A 23,283-nucleotide genomic window follows, 5' to 3' on the forward strand; every position below is an offset into this window, starting at 1 on the left:
ACAAATCCCCGGGGCCCTGCCCATTTTCGGGCAAGGCCACCAGCGATCTGCACCAACCCCTGGCGCGCCCTCACCGTTTTCGCGCCGAGGCCATGTCACCCGCGCTCTGCTGCGGTGCACGGCCGACCTTTCGTCGGGATAGATCCGTCGCCCTGCGCCCGCGCCGAATCAACGCCCCGCCCTGCCCGACGCTGCTCTAGGTTCTGTCCTAGACTGATTTTCGCATTGTGACCGAGCGGTCACTTTGGCATTGAAAAAGTCGAAACTTTTCGCGTCGGCCCAAGGTCAGGTTAAAGGTAGGGTCGCTGCCACTGGTGCATTCCTTGCAACGGCTCCTCCACCCTTTCTGCTGCAGCGCTCGAGCAGCTCAGGCTGATCGATGTGTGGCGCAATTGCGCCCGGCCACAGGAATGGCCCGACAGCAGCGCTTGAGACAGCAGAACAGATCAATAAAACGGGAGAGACCTATGATCAGCGCCGCATTGGACACTCAGGGAGAGCATCCTCAACAGCAGGCCGGTGAACGTGCCCCCCAGGCGATTTCCATCCCTGGAGGCAAGACCCTGCTGCCGCTGGCTCGTCAGAATCCCAACCGCAAGCGGGTGCTGTTCGTCACTTCGGAAATCGCCGATCTGGTGAAAACCGGCGGCCTGGGCGACGTCTCCGCCGCCCTGCCCCGGGCCATGGCCCACCTGCACGATGTGCGGGTGCTGATTCCCGGCTATCCCCAGGTGCTGCACAGCGAGAACCCCATCCATATCATCGGCGAGCTGGGGGGCCACGCGGCGCTGCCGGCCTGCAAGATCGGGCGCATGGACATGCCCGACGGCCTGGTGATCTATGTGCTGATCTGCCCGGAGCTGTACGAGCGCGAAGGCACGCCCTACGGCGCCAACAATGGCCGCGACTGGCCCGACAACCACATTCGCTTTGCCCGCCTGGGGCTGGCCGCCGCCGACATCGCCGCCAACCTGGCGCAGATCCACTGGTGCCCCGACCTGGTGCACGCCCACGACTGGCCCGCCGGGCTGGCCCCGGCCTACATGCACTGGCGCGGGCAGCGCACCCCGACCCTGTTCACCATCCATAACCTGGCCTACCAGGGCGTGGTCAGCCTGGCCTCGTGCCCGGAGCTGGGCATCCCCGAACACGCCCTGCAACAGGAAGGCATGGAGTTCTACGGCAAGCTGTCGTTCCTCAAGGCTGGCATGGCCTACGCCAGCCACATCACCACTGTGAGCGCCACCTACGCCCAGGAAATCACTACCCCGGCCTTCGGGTGCGGCCTCGACGGTTTTCTCGCCAGCAAGACCCAGCAAGGCTTGCTCAGTGGCATCCCCAACGGCATCGACGAAAGCTGGGACGCAGCCACCGATGCGCACCTGTTCTGCCCCTTCAGCATGGGTGATTGGGACGGCAAGGCGGCCAACGCCGCCCATGTGCGGCAGATGTTCGGTCTCGACCCCAGCAACGGCCCGCTGTTCGCCGTGGTCTCGCGGCTGGTCTACCAGAAGGGCCTGGACCTCACCGAGGGCGTGGCCGAATTCATCGTCGCCAACGGCGGCCAGATCGCCATCATCGGCCGCGGGGAACCGGAAGAGGAACAATCCATGCGCGCCCTGGCCCGGCGTTTTCCCGGGCGCATCGGGGTCAACATCGGCTTCAATGAAACCGACGCCCGGCGCATGTTCGCCGGCAGCGACTTTCTGCTCATGCCGTCACGCTACGAGCCCTGCGGGCTGAGCCAGATGTACGCCCAGCGCTTCGGTTCGCTGCCGGTGGCGCGCAACACCGGCGGCCTGGCGGACACCATCGAGAATGGTGTCACCGGCTTTCTGTTCGACGAGTCCACGGTCGCCAGCTACCAGGAGGCGCTGACCCGGGCGTTCAAGGTCTTCGCCTATCCAGCGCTGCTCAACGCCATGCGCTGCCGGGCCATGGCCGCCCCGTTCAACTGGTGCAAGGCGGTGGAACCCTACGCCGAACTCTACGAACAACTGGTGGCCAAGGCCCTGGGGCAGGCCACCCGACAATAAAGGGGCCTGGACCCATGCCATCAAGCACCCTGCACAGCTGGACCCACGGCGCAGTGATGCTGGATAGCGAGCACACCCGGTTCGCCCTGTGGGCCCCGGATGCCCGTGAGGTCAGCGTTGAACTGGCGGACGGCCAGTCACTGCCGATGCGGCCCGAGGCCGACGGCTGGTTCGTGACTCAGGCACGCTGCCCGGCGGGCAGCCGCTACCACTACACCATCGATCGGCAGATCCAGGTGCCGGACCCGGCCTCCCGGGCCCAGGACGGCGATGTGCATGGCCCCAGCCTGGTGGTCGACCACAACGCCTACGCCTGGCAGCAGCCCCAGTGGCGTGGCCGGCCCTGGCACGAGGCGGTGATCTACGAACTGCATGTCGGGGTCATGGGCGGCTACCTGGCGGTGCAGCAGGCCCTGCCGGCCCTGGTGGACCTGGGGGTGACCGCCATCGAGCTGATGCCCCTGGCGGAGTTCCCCGGCGAGCGCAACTGGGGCTACGACGGCGTCCTGCCCTACGCCCCGGAAGCCTCCTACGGTGCTCCCGACGACCTCAAGGCCCTGATCGACGCCGCCCACGGCCTGGGCCTGGCGGTGATCCTCGACGTGGTCTACAACCACTTCGGCCCCGACGGCAACCACCTGCAGCGCTACGCCAAGGGCTTCTTCCGCGAGGATCTGCACACCCCCTGGGGCGCGGCCATCGACTTCCGCCGTCGACAAGTACGCAACTTCTTCATCGACAACGCCCTGATGTGGCTGCTGGAGTACCGTTTCGACGGCCTGCGCCTGGACGCCGTGCACGCCATCGACGACCCGGACTTTCTCCATGAACTGGCCCAGCGGGTACGCCAGGCGGTGCCGGCGTCGCGCCAGGTGTGGCTCAACCTGGAAAACGAGTTCAACCAGGCCAGCCTGCTGCAGCGGGGTTTCGACGCCCAGTGGAACGACGACGGGCACAACGCCCTGCACGTGCTGCTCACCGGGGAAACCGACGCTTACTACGCCGACTTCGCCGACGACCCCACCGCGCAACTGGCCCGCTGCCTGAGCCAGGGCTTCGCCTTCCAGGGCCATGCCAACCGCCACGGCCAATCCCGGGGCGAACCCAGCGGCCACCTGCCCCCCAGCGCCTTTGTGCTGTTCCTGCAAAACCACGACCAGATCGGCAACCGGGCCTTTGGCGAGCGCCTCAACCAGCTGGCGCCGACCCAGGCGCTGCAGGCGGCCACGGTGTTGCTGCTGTTGTCGCCGATGATCCCGCTGCTGTTCATGGGCGATGAAGTGGCGGCCCAGGAGCCGTTCCTGTTCTTCACCAGCCACCAGGGGGAACTGGCCGAGGTCGTGCGCCAGGGCCGGCGCAACGAGTTCGCCGCCTTCAGCGCCTTTGCCGACGCCGCCCAGCGCCAGCGCATCCCCGATCCCAACGCCCCCTCGACCTTCCAGGCATCACGGCCCCGGCCCCAGTCGCAACAGGCCGAAACGACCCGTGAGCTGTACCGCAGCCTGCTGCGTATCCGCCACCGCGAACTGATCCCGCGCCTGCCCGGCGCCCAGGCCCTGGACACCCGGGTGCTGGCCGAAGGCGCCCTGAGCGCACGCTGGCGCCTGGGTGACGGCAGCCTGCTGCGCATCGACCTCAACCTCAGCCCACACCGGGTCGAACTGGAGCCCGAAGCAACAGCACAACTGTGGTTTGAACACCCACCGCGAGCCCTTGAACACTGGCAGCAGGGCTGGTTACCCGCCTTCAGCGCAGTGGTGCAACTGGACAGCGGGCCTTGCCCCACCGCCCCCCATGGAGAACGCCGATGAGCGATGCGCAACTGGAAATACTCGCCAGCCGCGCCGGCCTGGCAGTGGATTGGATCGACGCCAACGGCCGACCGCAAAAGGTTGAGGCCCGGGTGTTGCGGGCCGTGCTGGCGGGCCTGGGCCACCCCGCCGACAGCGACCAGGAAATCGCCGACAGCCTGCAGCAGTTGCACCAACTGCAGCAAAGCCGGCACCTGCCACCGCTGCTGACCGCCGACGTCGGCCAGGGCCTGGACCTGGCCCGGTACTTCGCACCCGGGACCCGCTGTGCCATCGAGCTGGAAAACGGCGAACCGCTGTCGTTGCAGCTCGATGAACAGAGCGTGCTGCCAGGGCAGATCCCGGTGGGTTACCACTCGGTGCGCATCGAGGAGGAACACTTCACCCTCGCGGTGGCCCCCGCACGCTGCTACAGCGTGGCCGACGCCGTGGGCCAGCCGACCCCGCGAGCCTGGGGCCTGAGCGTACAGCTGTATGCCCTGCGCCGCCCCGGTGACGGTGGATTCGGCGATACCCAGGCACTGGAAGAGCTGGCCCGGCAAGCCGCCGAGCGCGGCGCCGATGCCCTGGCCATCAGCCCGCTGCACGCCATGTTCAACAGCGATCCTCAGCGCTACAGCCCCTACTCGCCCTCCAGCCGGCTGTTTCTCAACAGCCTGTACGCCGCTCCCGGGGCCATTCTCGGCGACCGGGCCTGGCGCAGCGCCATCGAATCCTGTGGCCTTGGCCAGACCTTGCAAGCCCTGGAACAGCAACCACTGATCGACTGGCCCCAGGCGGCCCAGGCCAAGCAACAAGCACTGCGCGCCCTGTACGAAGGCTTCTGCCACGGCCAGCACCCCCTGCACGAGGACTTCGCCAGCTATCGCCGCAGCGCCGGCGAAGCCCTGGAAAACCACTGCCGGTTCGAGGCCATCCAGGCCGAGCGCGCCGCCCGCGGCGAAGACCTGGACTGGCGTCACTGGCCGCAACACTGGCGTAACCCGGCGAGCCCGGCCCTGGCCCGGTTCGCCGAGGAGCAGGCCCATGAAATCGGCTTCCATGCCTTCTGCCAGTGGCTGATCGCCCGCAGCCTGGAACGGGCGCAGAGCGCGGCCCACAGCAGCGGCATGGGCATCGGCCTGATCGCCGACCTGGCGGTGGGCGCCGACGGCGGTGGCAGTCAGGCCTGGAGCCGCCAGGAGCAGTTGCTGGCGTCCCTGACCGTGGGTGCACCACCGGACATCCTCAATCGCCAGGGCCAGGGCTGGGGCATCTGTGCCTTCTCTCCCGAAGGTTTGCAGCGCCATGGTTATCGCGCCTTCATCGAAATGCTCCGGGCCAACTTCGCCCATGCCGGCGGCTTGCGCATTGACCATGTGATGGGCTTGCAACGGCTCTGGGTGATCCCGTCGGGAGCGCCGCCCTGCGACGGCGCCTACCTGTACTACCCGGTGGACGATCTGCTGCGCCTGCTGACCCTGGAATCCCATCGGCACCAGGCCATTGTCCTCGGCGAGGACCTGGGGACGGTGCCCGACGGCCTGCGGGAAAAGCTCGCCGCCCGGGCCATGCTCGGCATGCGCGTGCTGCTGTTCGAACAGGACCACGGCTGCCACTTCAAGCCGATCCTGGACTGGCCGGACAACGCCCTGGCCACCACCAGCACCCACGATCTGCCCACCCTCAACGGCTGGTGGCAGGGCCGCGACATCGACTGGAACCAGCGCCTGGGCATGGTGGATGAACAGGGTGCGCGACAATGGCGCGAACACCGCCAGCGCGAGCGTGACGGCCTGCGCCAGGCCCTGGCCCAGGACCCACAGAACTTTCACCAAGAGGCCCATGAAGCCGACCAAGTGCTGGACGCCAGCGTGCGCTTTCTTGGCCATACCCGTGCGCCCCTGGTGCTGCTCCCCCTGGAAGATGCCCTGGGCATCGATGAACAGGCGAACCTGCCCGGCACCCTCGACAGCCACCCCAACTGGCGCCGCCGCCTGGCCAGTGCCAGCCGACGCCTGCTGGACGACAGCGATGCCGCCCGGCGCCTGGAACTGCTGGCCTGCGCCCGGCAACAAGCCCTAGAGCGTGACCGATGAACTTGCCGTCCCTGCCCTTGCTGCGGGCCAGCCTGCGCCTGCAGTTTCATCAAGGCTTCACCCTCGACGACGCCGTACCCCTGGTGCCCTACTTCGCCCGCCTGGGCATCAGCCATCTCTATGCCTCACCCCTGCTCCGGGCCCGGGCCGGCTCCCAGCACGGCTATGACGTGGTGGACCCGACCCAAATCAACCCGGAGCTGGGGGGCGAAGCGGCCCTGCGGCGCCTGGTGGCGGCCCTGCGTCAACAAGGGATGGGCCTGATCCTCGACATCGTGTCCAACCACATGGCCGTGGGCGGCAGCGACAACCCCTGGTGGCTGGACCTGCTGCAATGGGGGCGGCTGAGCCCCTATGGCGAATTCTTCGATATCCAGTGGCACTCCGCGGACCCGCTGATGGATGGCCAGTTGCTCCTGCCGTTCCTCGACAGCGACTATGGCGTGACGCTGCAGGAAGGCCGCTTGAAGCTGCGCCTGGACGACGACCTGAGCGGCTTTCACGTACAGCACCACGAACATTGCTTTCCCATCTGCCCCTGGGACTACGCACCACTGCTGCGACTTCCGGAGCCACTGGACGCCGAGTCCAGCGGCGCCCTGAAATCCCTGGCCGACGGTTTTGCGGCGTTGCGCTTCAACGGCGCCGCCCATGCCCAGGCCCGGCCCCTGCAACAAGCCCTGGCACACCAACTGCGCCAGCCGTCAGTGCGCCAGGCCATCGACGCCCACTTGCAAGGCTACGACGCGCGCCAGGCCGGCGGCTTCACCCGTTTGCATCAGTTGCTGGAACAACAGAGCTACCGTCTGGCCAGCTGGCGCACCGCAGCCGATGACATCAATTGGCGGCGTTTCTTCGACGTCAATGAACTGGGGGGCCTGCGGGTCGAACGCCCGGCCGTGTTCGAAGCCACCCACGCCAAGGTCTTCCAGCTGATCGAAGAAAACCTGGTGGATGGCCTGCGCATCGACCACATCGATGGCCTGGCCGATCCCCGGGGTTACTGCCGCAAGCTGCGGCGCCGGGTCGACCGCCTGCGTCCGGGCCAGCACCTGCCGATCTACGTCGAGAAGATCCTCGGCGCGGACGAGACCCTGCATCGCGACTGGGGCGTGGACGGCAGCACCGGCTACGAATTCATGAACCAGCTGTCGCTGTTGCAACAGGCCCCCGCCGGCCAGCCGCTGCTGGCAGAGCTGTGGAGCCGGCACAGCCAGCGGTCGCCGCAGTTCGGCGAGGAAGCCCTGCAGGCACGCCAGCAGATCCTCAACGGTTCCCTGGCCGGTGACTTTGAAAACGTGGCCCAGGCGCTGCTGCAAGTGGCGCGGCTGGACCTGATGAGCCGCGACCTGACCCTGGGGGCCATCCGCCGGGCGCTGCAGGAGCTGATCGTGCACTTTCCGGTGTACCGCACCTACATCGGTGCCCAGGGCCGCGGGCCTCAGGACCAGCGGTTTTTCCAACAGGCCATGGACGGCGCCCGAGGCCGCCTGAGCGAAACCGACTGGCCGGTACTCGATTGCCTGGAGCGCTGGCTCGGCGGCCAGGGCTGGCGCCGGCAACCCCCGGGCCGGGCGCGCAAGCTGCTGCGCCACGCCTGCGTGCGCTTCCAGCAACTGACCTCGCCGGCCGCGGCCAAGGCCGTGGAAGACACCGCCTTCTACCGCTCGGCGGTGCTCCTGGCGCGCAATGACGTGGGCTTCAACAGCGAACAGTTCAGCGCGCCGATCTCGGCCTTCCACAGCGCTTGCCAGCAGCGCCTGGACAGCTTCCCCGACAACCTGCTGACCAGCGCCACCCATGACCACAAGCGTGGCGAAGACAGCCGCGCGCGCCTGGCCCTGCTCAGTGAGCGGGCCCCCTGGTATGCCCGCCAAGTGGCCAGCTGGCGGCTGTTGGCTGCCCCCTTGCACCAGCACCCCGACGCCCCTTCGGCAGGCGATGAACTGATCCTCTATCAGACCCTGCTGGGCAGTTGGCCCCTGGATTTGCAGGCCGAGGATCAGCCAGGCCTGGAGCGCTATGCCCAGCGCATCTGGCAATGGCAACTCAAGGCCCTGCGTGAAGCCAAGCTGCACAGCAGTTGGGCAGCCCCCAATCCTGATTACGAAGAGGGTGTTCAGGCGTTCGTCAGCGCCGTGCTGGTCTCGCCGCAAGGCCTGGCCCTGCGCCAGTCGCTTGCGGCGGCAGCCAACAGCATCGCCCCTGGCGGCGCCCTCAACAGCCTGGCGCAAACTTTGCTGCGCATGACCGTACCAGGGGTGCCGGACCTGTATCAGGGCAACGACTTCTGGGACTTCAGCCTGGTGGACCCGGACAACCGCCGACTGCCGGACTACCCGGCCCGGCACCGGGCCCTGGACAGCCCGCGCGATCCTCGGCAGTGGCTGGCCCAGTGGCGTGACGGACGCATCAAGCAGGGCCTGATTGCCCGCACCCTGGGCCTGCGCGGTCAGTACCCGCAGCTGTTCCAGCGCGGCAGCTACCAGCCGCTGACGGTGCTGGGGCAGGAAGCCGGCCGGGTGCTGGCGTTCATGCGTGAATACCAGGAGCAACGAGCCGTGGTGATAGTGCCGATCCAGGTCGCCGGCCTGCTGGATGACAGTGCAATCCCCAAGGTGGATGCGCAGCGATGGGGCGATACCCGGGTGCAACTACCGTTCACCGCTTCGGGCCGCAACCTGAATGGACTTTTTTCAACCGGAGCAGTCACACCCCACAAGGAATTGCTGATCAGCGCCGTATTGCAAGACTTTCCACTCAACCTTTTGATTCAACATTGAGTTCAGTCCAGGAGCATTGCGATGAGTACCGACGACAAACGCATACGTGAATTCGCCTATCAGATCTGGGAGTCGGAAGGGAAACCGGAGGGCCACGAAGCCCGACACTGGGAAATGGCCCGCAAGCTCGCCGAGGCCGAGGCCCTGGCCCCGAGCCAGCCGTCCAAGGGCGCCAAGAGCAAATCTGCCGCCGCCAGTCCGCCCGGCAAGAGCGCTAGCAAACCCAAGGCCAAGTCGGCCGCCGCGGTGGTAGTGCCGCCGGGAGAGAAGCCTGCGGCGCCGAAGAAACCCCGGGCACCGCGCAAGCCGCCAGCCCACTGACGACACTCCCGCCCCTCTATCGCCCTGAACCGGTGGCGCGCCCGCACGCCACCCTGGATGGCTTCGCCCTGGAAAACCCACGGCGGGCCCCCTGATCCTTTTTGCAGGAGCAACCATGAGCAGATCCAAGCAGACTCCGCCGACTCCCGAGAACGAACCCTCGCGCATCCGTGAAGGCCTGCCCTTCCCTCTGGGCGCCACCTGGGATGGCCTGGGCGTCAACTTCGCACTGTTCTCGGCCAATGCCACCAAGGTCGAACTGTGCCTGTTCGACGCTGCCGGCGAAGTGGAGCTCGAACGTATCGAACTGCCCGAGTACACCGACGAAATCTTCCACGGCTACCTGCCCGACGCTCACCCCGGGCTGATCTACGGCTACCGAGTGCACGGTCCCTATGAGCCGGCCAACGGTCACCGTTTCAACCCCAACAAACTGTTGATCGACCCCTATGCCAAGCAGCTGGTGGGCCAATTGAAATGGTCCGAGGCGCTGTTCGGCTACACCATCGGCCATCCTGACGCCGACCTCAGCTTTGATGAACGGGACAGCGCGCCCTTCGTGCCCAAGTGCAAAGTCATCGACCCGGCCCATACCTGGGGCCACGACCATCGGGTCAGCGTGCCCTGGGACAAGACCATCCTCTACGAGACCCACGTGCGCGGTTTCACCATGACCCACCCCGCAGTGCCGGAACACCTGCGGGGGACCTTTGCCGGGCTGATGGTGGACGACGTGCTGGAGCACATCCGCAAGCTTGGCGTCTCGTCGGTGGAGCTGCTGCCGATCCATGCCTTCGTCAACGACCAGCACCTGCTGCACAAGGGCATGACCAACTACTGGGGCTACAACAGCATCGCCTTCTTCGCCCCGGACCCGCGCTACCTGTCCAGCGGCAAGATCGCCGAGTTCAAGGAAATGGTCGCGCACCTGCATGAGGCCGGGCTGGAGGTGCTGCTGGACGTGGTCTACAACCACACCGCCGAAGGCAACGAGCAAGGCCCGACCCTGTCCATGCGCGGCATCGACAACGCCTCCTACTACCGCCTGATGCCCGACGACAAGCGCTTCTACATCAACGATTCCGGCACCGGCAACACCCTGGACCTGAGCCATCCCTGCGTGCTGCAGATGGTCACCGACTCCCTGCGCTACTGGGCCACGGAAATGCACGTGGACGGCTTCCGCTTCGACCTGGCGACCATCCTCGGCCGCTACCACGATGGTTTCGACGAGCGCCACAGCTTTCTCGTGGCCTGTCGCCAGGACCCGGTGCTGCGCCAGGTGAAAATGATCGCCGAACCCTGGGACTGTGGCCCCGGCGGTTATCAGGTGGGCAATTTCCCACCGGGCTGGGTGGAGTGGAATGATCGTTTCCGCGACACGGTGCGGGCCTTCTGGAAAGGCGACGACGGCCAGTTGGCGGACTTTGCCGGACGCCTGACCGCCTCTGGGGAGATGTTCAACCAGCGCGGCCGCCGCCCCTATGCCTCGCTCAACTTCGTCACCGCCCACGACGGTTTCACCCTGCACGACCTGGTGTCCTACAACGACAAGCACAACCAGGCCAATGACGAGAACAACCAGGACGGCAGCAACAACAACCTGTCCTGGAACCATGGCGTCGAAGGTCCCAGCGACGACCCCGAGATCAATGCCTTGCGCCTGCGCCAGATGCGCAACTTCTTCGCCACCCTGCTGCTGGCCCAGGGGACGCCGATGCTGGTGGCCGGCGACGAATTCGCCCGCACCCAGCACGGCAACAACAACGCCTACTGCCAGGACAGCGAGATCGGCTGGATCAACTGGAACCTGGATGCCGACGGCAAGTCGCTGCTCAAGTTCGTCAAGCGCCTGATCAAGCTGCGCCTGAGCTACCCGATCCTGCGCCGCGGGCGTTTCCTGGTGGGCAACTACAACGAGGACATCGGCGTCAAGGACGTCACCTGGCTGGCTCCCGATGGCAACGAAATGACCACCGAGCACTGGCAGGATGCCCATGGCCGCTGCCTGGGCATGCTGCTGGACGGCCGCGCCCAGGAAACCGGCATCCGCCGCCCCGGGTCCGACGCCACGGTGTTGCTGGTGGTCAACGCCCACCACGACATCGTCAACTTCCGCCTGCCGCAAGTGCCGGCCGGTGAGTTCTGGACCTGCATGCTCGACACCCACCAGCCGGCGGTGCACGGCCAGGAGCGCTTCGCCTTTGGCCACGAGTACTCGGTGACCGGGCGATCGCTGCTGTTCTTCGAGCTTGAGCATGAACAGGACGACTGAGCGCCAGCCTTGCAGCGCGCCCTCGATGCCGCCTTGGCCGACAAGCCAAGCGTCGGCAAATTCCAGGCATTCGTCAGGAGTTCGGGCCTGGCAACAAAATGCGACTACCCTGAGAAACGGGTCGCAATCGACAAATTCAACTCAACCCTCTGTGTAGGCAGCCACGGGCTGAGTATGATTGCGCTCGGATCAGGGTGCCCCAAAGGTATGGAGCACCGGTACATGACGCTGAGGCAGATGCCATGGAATCAGCGTACGTGCAAACCCAGGGTCGCCACTGAACGGATGTTCAGGCCTCATTGCCGTGACCCGGAAAACAGGGATGTGACACCTCATGAAAGCCATAACCGCAATAGACAACAGCTGGCCCAGCCAGATCTGGAACGGTGCCCGCCACCTGGCCGACGTTCCCCCCATCAACCTTGGCAATCTGGTTCCACCCGGCTCCCGGGCCGTGATCATCGCCCCCCACCCCGGCGATGAAGTGGTAGCCAGCGGCGGCCTGCTGCAAGTGCTGGCCCACCATGGCCACCCCCTGCAACTGATCTCCATCAGCGACGGCAGCGCCAGTCACCCAGGCTCCGAGCTGTGGCCCAAGCGCCGCCTCAGCGTGTTCCGGCCCCAGGAAAGCGCCGAGGCCCTGCGCCGCCTGGGGCTGCCCCTGCACAGCCTGAAGTGGATTCGTGGTGGCTTTGCCGACAGTGCCCTGAGCGAGCGCGAACAGCAATTGGCACCATTCATCAGCCGTTACCTGCGCGACAGCGATGTGGTGTTCAGCACCTGGCGCGGCGACGGCAACCTCGATCACGAAGCCGTGGGCCGGGCCGCGGCCAAGGCTGCCGGCCAGGTAGGCGCGCGCTTCTACGAGATTCCGATCTGGGCCTGGCACTGGTCCTCGCGCGAGGAGCACCAGATTCCCTGGCAGCGGGCACGCAAGCTGCGCCTGGACACCTGGACCGTGGCCCGCAAGCGCCACGCGGCCCACGCCTACGCCAGCCAGCTGCAGGGCGAACCGGAAATCGGCCTGGAACCGTCGCTGTCGCCGATTCTGCTGGAGCGCCTGCGCCTGCCCTACGAAATCATCCTGATGTAGGCCGGGCCCGGGCGGAAAATAACCTGAACGCGAGTGCCGGCCATCAGTCCCATGAGAAACCGTCACTGATTCACAGGAGTGAGCGTGAGCAGCGAGTCCACCCGCCAGCCCCAGCCGGGAAGCATCCAGCGTCTGCAGATCCTGACCGTCAACACCCACAAGGGTTTCACCGCCCTCAACCGACGTTTCATTCTCCCGGAGCTGCGCGAAGCGGTACGCAGCACCCAGGCCGACCTGGTGTTTCTCCAGGAAGTGCTGGGCGAGCATGAACGCCATGCGTCGCGCCTGGACAACTGGCCGCAGCAGTCGCAGTACGAGTTTCTCGCCGACAGCATGTGGAGCGATTACGCCTACGGACGCAATGCGGTGTACCCCGACGGTCATCACGGCAACGCCCTGTTGTCCAAGTACCCGATCCGCCAGTACCGCAACCTGGATGTTTCCATCACCGGCCCCGAGCGCCGCGGCTTGCTGCACTGTGTCCTGGATGTACCCGGATACGCCGAGGTGCACGCCATCTGCGTGCACCTCGGCCTGTTGGAAAGCCACCGGCAACTGCAACTGGCGCTGCTCTGCCAGCTGCTCGAATCCCTGCCCGAGGACGCGCCGGTGATCATTGCCGGCGACTTCAACGACTGGCAGATGCACGGCAATGTCGCCCTGGGCCGGCGCGACGACCTGCACGAAGCCTTCGAACGCCATCACGGCCGCCCGGCCAAGACCTACCCCGCGCGCTGGCCCTTGCTGCGCCTGGACCGGGTCTACCTGCGCAATGCCAGCAGCCACCGGCCACAGATCCTCGGCAACAAGCCCTGGACCCACCTCTCCGATCACCTGCCCCTGGCGGTGGAGGTGCAACTGCCGCCCGTGGCCGCACCGCGGACATCGAGCGATGAACGCTAAAACCGCGATCGTCCCGGCTCACGGATTCCGGGGCGGTGCCGCCCAGTGGCAGCAGGTCTGGTCGACCTGCTGAACCCTGGCGACGAGCAAATCCACGGGCTGGAGTCGCCCCTGATCCCCCTGCCCACCTCACATCCCTGGCATTCGGACAAAGTGCCATTTTTCAGTGATTTGGCCGCCCAAAAATAACCCTTCCGTTTGTCAGTCATTTTCTTGACGAGCCCCCTGCTCTCTCCTTAGCTACCAATGACCACCCCTGGAAAAAGTAACCGGGAAAAGGCCGAAAAAACCTGCTGCAGAGCGGGTCGGCGGACTTTACCCGATTGAATCCGGCTGCCTCTCGAACGGGGGTGGGAGAGGCGCCCCCAACGAGATAAAGCATGCATTTGCAAGGTAGGCCTCCATGAATACCTCACTCACCTCAAGCCCTCTGCCGTTCGCCTTGTGCAGCCTGTACACATCCTTGCTGTTGTGCTCCATGGAGGTCGCGGCGTCCCCGGGGGAGGACACCGACAACACCGGGTACCCCTCAACCCTGAGCAGCCTGCCGATCAGCGCCCCACCCCTGGGCAGCCCGCGACCGAGCGACTTCGCGGTCCTGGACCGGCCCGGACTGCCGACCCACCTTGAAGTCGGCTACCTGGCGCTGCCCGGCGCTGGCGGCGAACCGCGCAAAGGCCCCCTGCTCTACAGCATCCAGAACAACGGCACCACCCAACAGATCGGCCTGCTGAGTACCCCCAACACCTACACCCTCACCCAAGGCAGCGCCCCGAGCACCGTCAACGACCCACGCAATGCCGGGCTCAGCGTCCAGGGACAAGGCCTGGGCGCCTTCTGGAGGCTGCAGGGTGCCGAGGGCTGGCACCTGGACATGTCCGCCAGCGGCGGCCGGGTCAGCGGTTTCAGTCGCAATGAGCAGGGCCGGGGCATGACCACCGAAGGCAACGCCATGACCTTTTCCGTGCAGGGCGGCGTGGCCATAGGCCTGAGTGACAACTGGGTGATCGAACCCCAGGCCCAGGTGATCAACCAACGCATTCGCCTGGACGGTGGCAATAGCAGTAACGACCTCAACGCCTGGAGCGGCCGGGTCGGCGCACGCCTGCAAGGGCGCTATGACGTCCACGGCCTGCCCCTGGAACCCTATGTGCGCACCAACCTCTGGCATACGGTCTACAGCGGCGAGACCCTGAGCCTGGACCAGGTGGACAAGATCAGCAGCAGCCGCAAATCCTCCACCGTAGAGGTTGGCCTGGGGCTGGTGGCCAGGGTCACCCCCGCCGTGAGCCTGTACGTCAGTGCCGACTACAGCAGCGATGTGGATGACAACGACCTCAACGGCCTGATCGGCAGCCTGGGCGTGCGCATGCGTTGGTGATGCACCCAGGACGGTGCCGGTAATGGCCTGATGTTGACCATTACCGGCCACCCGCGGCTAAAGGCTGTCGGGGCGCAGGATCAACACCGCCAGGGGCGGCAGGTTGAGCACCAGGGACAGGGCCTGGCCATGGCTGCCCTGTTCTTCACTGAAGGCTTCGCCGCCATTGCCATAGTTGGAACCGGCATAGAGTTGCGAATCGCTGTTGAGCAGCTCGCTCCAGCGTCCCGCCAGCGGCACGCCGACGCGGTAGGCCTGGCGCGGCACCGGGGTGAAGTTGGCCACCACCAGCAAGGGCTCACCGGTTTTGCTCCAGCGCAACCAGGCATAGACGCTGTTGATCGCATCGTCGCCGATCAGCCACTGGAAACCCTGGGGCACGTCGTCCTGGTCATGCAACGCCGGGTACTGGCGATACAGCCGGTTGAGGTCGCCCACCAATTGCTGCACGCCCCGGTGCTCGGGGTACTGCAGCAGGTACCAGTCCAGTTGCTGGTCGTGGTTCCACTCGCGCCACTGGCCGAACTCGCAGCCCATGAACAGCAGTTTCTTGCCCGGATGGGCCCACATGAAGCTCAGGTAAGCCCGCAGGTTGGCGAACTTCTGCCAGCGATCGCCTGGCATCTTGTCGATCAGCGAATGCTTGCCGTGCACCACCTCATCATGGGAGATCGGCAGGATGAAACGCTCGGACCAGGCGTACACCAGGCCGAAGCTCAGTTCGTTGTGGTGATGGGCGCGGTACACCGGGTCCTGCTGGATGTAATGCAGGGAGTCATGCATCCAGCCCATGTTCCATTTGTAGGCAAAGCCCAGGCCGCCCTGGTCGGTGCGCTGGCTGACCCCGGGCCAGGCGGTGGATTCCTCGGCAATCACCAGGGCGCCCGGCGCTTCCAGGGCCACCACATCGTTGAGGTGGCGCAGAAAGTCGATGGCTTCCAGATTCTCGCGGCCACCGTGGCGGTTCGGCACCCATTCACCGGCCTTGCGCGAATAGTCGCGATAGAGCATCGAGGCCACCGCATCCACCCGCAGACCGTCGACATGGAAATGTTTGAGCCAGTGCAGCGCCGAGGCCAGCATGAAACCGTGCACTTCCGTGCGCCCGAGGTTGTAGATCAGGGTGTCCCAGTCCTGGTGAAAGCCCTCCAGGGGGTTGCCGTACTCATAGAGCGCGGTGCCGTCGAACTGGGCCAGGCCATGGGTATCGGTGGGAAAGTGCGCCGGCACCCAGTCGAGGATCACGCCGATATCCGCCTGATGGCAGGCATCGACAAAGGCGGCGAAATCCTGGGGCGAGCCATAGCGGGCACTGGGGGCGAACTGTGACAGCGGTTGATACCCCCAGGAACCGCCGAAAGGGTGTTCCATGATTGGCATCAGCTCGATATGGGTGAAGCCCAGGTCCTTGACGTAGGGGATCAGGCGTTCGGCCAGCTCGGCCCAACTGTACTGGCGGGCCACCTCCCCAAGGTCATCCACTTCGCACTGCCAGGAGCCGGCGTGCAACTCGTAGATGGACAAGGGCGCATCGGTTCGCTGATGTTCGCCCCTGGCCTGCATCCATGCCTGGTCCTGCCAGTGGAATTGCAAGGGCTCGGCGACCCTGGACGCGGTGTCCGGCGGCAACTGGGTGGCCAGGGCCATGGGGTCGGCCTTGAGCGGCAGGATGCCCTGGGGCCCGAGAATCTCGTACTTGTAGGCCTCTCCAGGTTGCAGGCGCGGAACGAACAGCTCCCAGACCCCGGAGGGATGCCGCAGGCGCATGGGGTGGCGCCGCCCGTCCCAGATATTGAAGTCCCCCACCACCGAGACCCGCCGGGCGTTGGGCGCCCAGACTGCAAAGCGCACGCCCTGGACGCCGTCCACGGTGGTCGGTTGCGCCCCCAGGCAGGAGCCGAGGTCCCGATGATTGCCTTCGGCGAACAGATACAGATCCATCTCCCCCAGCAACGGGCCGAAGCTGTAGGGGTCTTCACTGACCTGCTCGCCACCGGCCCACTGCACCCGCAGCAGATAGGACCGGCTCTGGCTGAAATGCCCGGCAAACAGCCCGGGCACTTCGGCGGCGTGGAGGCTGCCGAGCACTTGCTGCTGCTCCCGGTCCAGCACCTGCACGCTCAGGGCGCCGGGCAGATAGGCCCGGATGAATTGCCCGCCGGCACCGTCTCCGTGGGGCCCGAGCACAGCGAACGGATCAGGATGCTCGGCCCGCACCAAGGCATCGATGACCTCGGCTGAAGGGAGCAATGCCGGTTGGTTCTTTCCCTGTTCCTTGTTCGAGACACTCATGACTGCTCTCCATCACGCTCAAGATCGGAAAAGGGTTCCAGTTCACGCAACAGCCCCACCAGGCCGTGCAAGGGCACAGGCAGCCAGGTGGGCCGGTTTTCCGCTTCATAGGCCAGCTCATAGGCGGCCTTCTCCAGACTGAACAGGGCCAGTGCGGCATCCGCAGCCGCCGGGTCCTGCCACTCATGGGCAAGACTAGCCGTCGCCAGCCGATACGCCTGGACAAAGGCTTGCCGCGCCTCCTGCAGATAACGACGAACCACCCGTTGCCGGGCCTGCTCGGCCACCTGCGCGCCCTCCACCGCTGGCGTCTCCAGGGCCATGGCGGCAGCGTAGTCGAAGGAGCGCAACACCCCGCTGACATCCTTGTATGGGCTGTGCTTGCCCCGACGCTCTGCCAGAGGCCGCGCCGGCTCACCCTCGAAGTCGATCAGGTAGGCATCGCCTTTGACCACCAGCACCTGCCCCAGATGCAGGTCACCATGCACCCGGATCCGCAGCCCACCCACCAACTGCCTGGCCAGTTGCTGGATGTGACCGAGGATTTTCGTCTTGTGCTGCAACAATCGGCTCACCCGTTTCTGGTCGCCAGGACTCAGCTCGCCCTGATGCTGCTGGAGCAACTGCAACCCCCGTTCCACTTGTGCCGCCACCTGACGATTCCAGGCCTGGGTGTCCTTGAGGGTGCTCACTTGCGGTGCAAAGTCCGGTGGGCTGTCGGGGGCCGCCAGCAACAGGTGCATTTCTCCCAGGCGCTGCCCCAGCAGGCCGGCGAAATCCTCAAGCTCCCCGAGGGCGTTGTAGTGCTGCTCATGCTCGGACATGGCCTGCGCCCACTCATCGCGGATGGCCCGCTCCAGGTTGTTCTGGGTCCATTCCCAGGCATCCCCCTGATTGCTCAGGTAGCCCTGGGCGATCATCAGCAGATGATCCTCGCCCTGCTCATCGCGGCGCACCACCGAGCCCAGCAAGGGCGAGATATGGCGGAATCCGGCGGCAGTGAGGAAGGCGCCCATTTCCAGTTCCGGGTGAGTGCCTCCTTCCACCCTGCGAATCAGCTTGAGCACCAGGCTGCCCCCCACCACCACCGAGCTGTTGGACTGTTGCGCCGAGAGGTAGCGCACCTCGGAGTCGCCGGTCAGCCCTAACTCGGCCAACAGCTCGGTGCCGTCGAAACGGATCTGCCCGGCAGCACTGTCCAGCCGGGTCTGCGCCTGCAGGGCCTGCAGCACGCTGCGCACGAAACTGTCGAGGGCGAAGGCGTCGGTGATCAGCCCGACCTGGCGCCCGCGCCGCACCCGGGCCATGGCCAGTTGCTGAGGCAAGGCACTGCCGAGCGGCTCTTCCGCGAGCAGGCCGAAGGGCAGTTGATAGCGCTGGCGCTGCCCATCGCTGGTGACCTCGATCTCGCTGAGCAGCACCGGATGCTGGGGATCGCCAAAACCTACGCCGTAGGCGATCTGTACCTGCTCGATGGCACTGTCCTTGCCAGCGAACCAGCGGCGCTTGGGCAGCCAGTGGGGCAAGACGCTGTGCTCCAGCGTGGTGCGCGATGGCGCTTCGAGCAATTCTTCGAGGCGTTTTTTCAGCACCAGGGTGGTGAAGTCCGGCAGGCTCTGGGCCGGCTCCACATGCCAGCTGGGCATCTGGTTTTCTGCCGCCAGAACGAACCAGTAGAAGCCGTAGGGCGCCAGGGTCAGGAGGAAACTCAACTGGCCGATGGGAGGAAAGGCATTTCCGCCGAGCATCTCCACCGGCACCATGCCGGCGAAGGCCGACAGGTCCAGTTCCGCCGCCTGGGCACTGCGCGAGACGTTGGCCACGCAGAGGATGATTTCCTGCTTGCCGTCAGGCCCCGTGTATTCCCGGGTATAGGCCAGAATCCGCCGGTTGCTCGGCGACAGCATCTTCAGCGTGCCCCGGCCAAAAGCCTTGGACTGCTTGCGCACCGCCAGCATGCGCCGGGTCCAGTTGAGCAACGAGTGGGGATCGCCGGACTGGGTCTCGACGTTGACCGACTGATAGCCATACAGCGGGTCCATGATCGGCGGCAGCACCAGGCTCGCCGGGTCGGCGCGGGAAAAGCCGCCATTGCGGTCAATGGACCACTGCATCGGCGTGCGCACGCCGTCGCGGTCCCCCAGGTAGATGTTGTCGCCCATGCCGATCTCGTCGCCGTAATACAGGGTCGGGGTGCCAGGCATCGACAGCAGCAGACTGTTAAGCAGTTCGATGCGCCGCCGGTCGCGCTCCATCAGCGGCGCCAGGCGCCGGCGAATCCCCAGGTTGATCCGCGCCCGGCGGTCGGCGGCGTAGTAGTTCCACAGGTAGTCACGCTCCTTGTCGGTGACCATTTCCAGGGTCAGCTCATCGTGGTTGCGCAGAAAGATCGCCCACTGGCAGTGGGCCGGAATCTCCGGGGTCTGGCGCAGGATATCGGTAATGGGGAAGCGGTCTTCCTGGGCCAGGGCCATGTACATGCGCGGCATGAGTGGAAAGTGGAAAGCCATGTGGCATTCGTCGCCGTCGTCGCCATTGGTTGATTGGCCAAAGTACAGCTGGGTGTCCTCCGGCCACTGGTTGGCCTCGGCCAGGAGCATGCGATCCGGGTAGTGGGCGTCGATCTCGGCGCGGATCTGCTTGAGCACGTCGTGGGTCTCGGGCAGGTTCTCGTTGTGGGTGCCATCGCGCTCGATCAGGTAGGGAATGGCGTCCAGGCGCAGGCCGTCGATGCCCATGTCCAGCCAGTAGCGCATCACCGAGAGCACCGCCTTCATCACCTGGGGATTGTCGAAATTGAGGTCCGGCTGGTGGGAATAGAAGCGGTGCCAGAAGTACTGGCCGGCCACCGGGTCCCAGGTCCAGTTGGACGTTTCGGTATCCAGGAAGATGATCCGCGTGCCGGCGTATTTCTGCTCGTCGTCGGACCACACGTAAAAGTTGCGCGCCGCCGAGCCCGGTTTGGCCTTGCGCGCCCGCTGGAACCAGGGGTGCTGGTCCGAGGTGTGATTGATCACCAGCTCGGTGATCACCCGCAGCTCGCGCTTGTGGGCCTCGGCGATAAAGCGCCGGACGTCGGCCAGGGTGCCGTAGTCGGGGCTGACCCCGCGGTACTCGGCGATGTCATAGCCGTCGTCACGGCGTGGCGAGGGGTAGAACGGCAACAGCCAGAGGGTGTTGACCCCCAGCTCCTTGATGTAGTCGAGCTTGGCGATCAGCCCGGGAAAGTCGCCGATTCCGTCGTTATTGGAATCGAAATAGGACTTCACATGCACCTGATAGATCACCGCGTCCTTGTACCAGAGCGGGTCCTTGATAAAGGTCGCTGAGCGGGGTTTCTTGGCCATGTCGGACTCCTGAAAAAATGAATGAGCGCCGACGCACCTACCGATGCGCCACGACAACCGTAGGAGCTGGCTTGCCAGCGAAGGCGTCAGCCAGCTCGGCGCAAGGCTCACGGGCCTCTTCGCCGGCAAGCCGGCTCCTACAGGGGACTGATGCGCCAGATGCCGAAGGGTTGCGCCGGCTCCAGGCGCATGAATTGGGTCTTGCCGTACCAGGTCCAGCGATGGCCGTTCATCAGGTCCTCCCCCTGGGTGGCGGCATCGTCAGCCAGCCCCAGCTCCCACAGCGGCAGTTCGAAATGGGCCTCTTGGGCATTGAAGGGATCGAGGCTGACCGCCACCAGGACGAAGTTGTCGCCCTCGGCGTTGCGTTTGCCGAAATACAGGATCTGATCGTTCCAGGCGTTGTACAGCTTGAGCCCCAGGTGACTGTGCAGCGCCGGGTTCTGCCGACGGATGCGGTTGAGCTGGGCGATCTCGGCAATGATGTTGCCGGCGGCGTTGAAATCCCGGGGCCGGATCTCGTACTTCTCCGAATCCAGGTACTCCTCCTTGCCCGGCACCGGCGCCGATTCACAGAGTTCAAACCCGGAGTACATGCCCCACAGTCCCGAGCCCATGCTGGCCAGCACCGCGCGGATCAGAAACCCCGGGCGCCCCGAGTCATGCAGAAACGCCGGATTGATGTCCGGGGTGTTGACGAAGAAGTTCGGCCGGAAGCACTCGCGCCACGGCGACTGATTGAGCTCGCTGAAGTAGCTGGCCAGCTCGCTCTTGGTGTTGCGCCAGGTGAAGTAGGTGTAGCTCTGGGTGTAACCGACCTTGCCCAGGCGCGCCATCATCGCCGGGGTGGTAAAGGCCTCGGCGAGGAAGATCACCTCCGGGTACTGGCGGCGCACGTCGCCGATCAGCCATTGCCAGAACGGCAGCGGCTTGGTGTGGGGGTTGTCCACGCGAAAGGTCTTGACCCCCTCCTCGACCCAGCCGATGACGATGTCCCGCAGTTCCAGCCACAGGCTGGGTATGGCGTCAGCGGCATAGAAGTCGAGGTTGACGATGTCCTGATACTTCTTCGGTGGGTTCTCGGCGTACTTGATGGTGCCGTCCGGGCGCCAGTTGAACCAGCCCGGGTGCTGCTTGAGCCAGGGATGGTCCTGGGAACACTGGATGGCGAAATCCAGGGCGATCTCCAGGCCGTGGTCGGCAGCGGCGGCTACCAGACGACGGAAGTCATCCAGGCCGCCCAACTGCGGATGGATCGCCTCGTGGCCGCCCTCCTCGCTGCCAATCGCGTAGGGACTGCCGGGGTCGTCCGGGGCCGCCGTCAACGCGTTGTTGCGCCCCTTGCGGTGGCTGCGGCCAATGGGATGGATGGGCGGGAAATACAGCACGTCGAAGCCCATGTCATGGATCATCGACAGTCGCGAGTGGACGTCGTTGAAAGTGCCATGGCGGGACGGATGCTCGGTGATCGAGCGCGGAAACAGCTCGTACCAACTGGCGAACTGCGCCTGTACCCGCTCCACATCCAGCGGGTACTCGGGGCTCAGGCTCAGGTAGGGCCGGTGGTCGGCCTCGGCCATCAGCCGGGCACTGGAATCCTTGAGAAACAAGGCGACCTGCTCGGTCTCCAGCAAGCCGGCAAGCTGTTGTTGCAGCGCCAGCAACCGCTCGCGCAACGGCCCTTCGCTACGCTCGGCGGCTTGCTGCACCGAAGTCCGCCCCTCTTGCAACTCAAGGCTCACCGGCACCCCGGCCCGGTGTTTTTTCTCCAGTTCGTAACAGAAGCTGGCGAACTGATCGATCCAGGCTTCGATACAAAAACGATAGCGGCCCACGGTGGGCACGGGAAAGCGCCCCAGCCAGCCGTCGTTGCCCTGGTCCTCAAGGGCCTGGCTGCTCCAGGCGTCCTGCTGCTCCTCGCGCCAGCGCACCCGCACGGCCAGTTTGTCGTGGCCGTCGGCGAACACCTTGCACGTCACCTCGACCTGTTGGCCGGCCACCGCCTTGACCGCGAACTGCCCACCGTCGAGGACCGGGCGGGTGTTCTCGATGGCAATGCGCGGCAGCAACAAGGCCTGAGACAAGGGCAACTGCGCCTGGTATTGCTGTTCAGTCGGTTTTTCTGCAGTCATTGAGCATCACCCCTTTAACGCGCCATGGACGCTCTGGTCGCAGGGCGCCCAGCGCCCCGATGAATCAATGCACCTTGTTTCCGAGCCACCGGCATCGGCGAAAGTTCACCGCGATCGCTGGCCAAATCGACGGGAATCAATTCCCTGCTCCCAGGGTCCACCCAGAGAGCCCGTGCATCGACAAGCACAAAGGAGGCCACAGCGATGAATATCCCGATCCCGGCAGAAACTCCCGATCCGAACATCGACCAACCGACCCTGCCCCCCAGCGAGCCGCAACCGGTTCCCGAGCAGGAACCACCAGAGACCACCCCACCGCCCAAGGGCGATCCTCCCAATACCATGCCGCCGGTGGTGGTCACGCATGGAGCGTCGACCCGCTGACACCACAGCAGCCAGCTTGCCGGCCAAAACACCCGCCCTCTTCACGGGCCTGTTCGCCGGCAGCCGGCTCCTGCACCCGCCGGCCTGCAACGACCACCGTTGATCGCCGCTGCCGAACCCTGGCCAGGCCCTGCAGCCTAATCTGTACGCCCATTGCCAAGAGGTACGCATCATGAGCCTGCGCATCGAAAACCAGACCTGCTACATCGACACCGACACCCTCCACCAACGCCTTCCCGCCAACGCCCTGACCGTCATCACCGACGCTGCCAAATCCATGTCGGCGGTGGAGCTGGCGGGAGAACGCATCTACATCACCGAAGCAGAAGCCGATGCTTTGACCGTAGCAGGCGCCACCGACGGTCGGCGCCATCTGAAGGCCACCGACGGTGATTCGGTGATTTGACTGATCTGGATCAGGGCTCGCCGCGAAGGCCTGTGCCAGAG

At 65.5% G+C, this 23,283-nt stretch carries 14 protein-coding genes; 11 read left to right on the forward strand and 3 right to left on the reverse strand.

What is annotated here, in order from left to right; all coding sequences use genetic code 11:
- The first annotated feature begins 467 nt into the window (after nt 1–467).
- From glgA to PFZ56_RS21650, 9 genes are all read left to right on the forward strand, one after another.
- Entirely contained in the window at nt 468–2,036 is a 1,569-nt protein-coding gene (gene glgA / locus PFZ56_RS21610; RefSeq protein WP_102863453.1) for a glycogen synthase GlgA, read from the forward strand.
- 14 nt (nt 2,037–2,050) lie between these two features.
- Complete coding sequence (treZ, locus tag PFZ56_RS21615) at nt 2,051–3,847, forward strand: malto-oligosyltrehalose trehalohydrolase (RefSeq protein ID WP_394304444.1); 1,797 nt, start codon at nt 2,051–2,053, stop codon at nt 3,845–3,847.
- Nucleotides 3,844–5,925: a 4-alpha-glucanotransferase gene (gene malQ / locus PFZ56_RS21620; protein WP_102879204.1), complete on the forward strand. Its 2,082-nt coding sequence runs from the start codon at nt 3,844–3,846 to the stop codon at nt 5,923–5,925. The genes treZ and malQ overlap by 4 nt, the downstream gene beginning before the upstream one ends.
- On the forward strand, nt 5,922–8,708 hold the full coding sequence (locus tag PFZ56_RS21625; protein WP_170004855.1) for a malto-oligosyltrehalose synthase: 2,787 nt from the start codon (nt 5,922–5,924) through the stop codon (nt 8,706–8,708). The genes malQ and PFZ56_RS21625 overlap by 4 nt, the downstream gene beginning before the upstream one ends.
- A 21-nt stretch (nt 8,709–8,729) precedes the next feature.
- Nucleotides 8,730–9,029: a DUF2934 domain-containing protein gene (locus PFZ56_RS21630; protein ID WP_170004853.1), complete on the forward strand. Its 300-nt coding sequence runs from the start codon at nt 8,730–8,732 to the stop codon at nt 9,027–9,029.
- Between the two features lie 115 nt (nt 9,030–9,144).
- Nucleotides 9,145–11,304 carry a glycogen debranching protein GlgX gene (gene glgX, locus PFZ56_RS21635; protein ID WP_170004851.1) on the forward strand — a complete coding sequence of 720 codons (2,160 nt, stop codon included), beginning with the start codon at nt 9,145–9,147 and terminating at the stop codon, nt 11,302–11,304.
- Between the two features lie 334 nt (nt 11,305–11,638).
- Entirely contained in the window at nt 11,639–12,397 is a 759-nt protein-coding gene (locus PFZ56_RS21640) for a PIG-L deacetylase family protein (protein ID WP_102863443.1), read from the forward strand.
- 84 nt (nt 12,398–12,481) lie between these two features.
- A complete protein-coding gene (locus PFZ56_RS21645; RefSeq protein ID WP_102879200.1) occupies nt 12,482–13,300 on the forward strand; it encodes an endonuclease/exonuclease/phosphatase family protein in 819 nt (272 codons plus the stop codon).
- Nucleotides 13,301–13,703: 403 nt separating this feature from the next.
- Nucleotides 13,704–14,681, forward strand: a complete 978-nt coding sequence (locus PFZ56_RS21650; RefSeq protein ID WP_110653231.1) for an autotransporter outer membrane beta-barrel domain-containing protein — start codon at nt 13,704–13,706, stop codon at nt 14,679–14,681.
- A 57-nt stretch (nt 14,682–14,738) separates the two neighbouring features.
- Here PFZ56_RS21650 and glgB read toward each other — a convergent pair whose 3' ends face one another.
- The 3 genes from glgB to PFZ56_RS21665 all read right to left on the reverse strand — a co-directional run bounded on the left by glgB (nt 14,739) and on the right by PFZ56_RS21665 (nt 22,452).
- Nucleotides 14,739–16,973, reverse strand: coding sequence for a 1,4-alpha-glucan branching protein GlgB (gene glgB, locus PFZ56_RS21655; RefSeq protein ID WP_170004849.1), 2,235 nt, complete (start codon nt 16,971–16,973; stop codon nt 14,739–14,741).
- On the reverse strand, nt 16,970–20,320 hold the full coding sequence (gene treS, locus PFZ56_RS21660) for a maltose alpha-D-glucosyltransferase (protein WP_394304445.1): 3,351 nt from the start codon (nt 20,318–20,320) through the stop codon (nt 16,970–16,972). The genes glgB and treS overlap by 4 nt, the downstream gene beginning before the upstream one ends.
- A 137-nt stretch (nt 20,321–20,457) precedes the next feature.
- The gene (locus PFZ56_RS21665; protein ID WP_170005062.1) at nt 20,458–22,452 is read right to left on the reverse strand and encodes an alpha-1,4-glucan--maltose-1-phosphate maltosyltransferase; all 1,995 of its coding nucleotides are present in this window, start codon (nt 22,450–22,452) and stop codon (nt 20,458–20,460) included.
- 204 nt (nt 22,453–22,656) lie between these two features.
- On the opposite strand from PFZ56_RS21665, the gene PFZ56_RS21670 reads away from it, so the two are divergent.
- Together PFZ56_RS21670 and PFZ56_RS21675 are read left to right on the forward strand one after the other, a co-directional pair.
- A complete protein-coding gene (locus tag PFZ56_RS21670) occupies nt 22,657–22,836 on the forward strand; it encodes a hypothetical protein (RefSeq protein ID WP_102863437.1) in 180 nt (59 codons plus the stop codon).
- Between the two features lie 172 nt (nt 22,837–23,008).
- Complete coding sequence (locus PFZ56_RS21675; protein ID WP_170005060.1) at nt 23,009–23,242, forward strand: DUF3203 family protein; 234 nt, start codon at nt 23,009–23,011, stop codon at nt 23,240–23,242.
- The last annotated feature ends 41 nt before the right edge of the window (nt 23,243–23,283 follow it).

It is taken from the genome of Pseudomonas danubii (assembly GCF_042980055.1).
GTDB classification, from domain to species: domain Bacteria; phylum Pseudomonadota; class Gammaproteobacteria; order Pseudomonadales; family Pseudomonadaceae; genus Aquipseudomonas; species Aquipseudomonas danubii.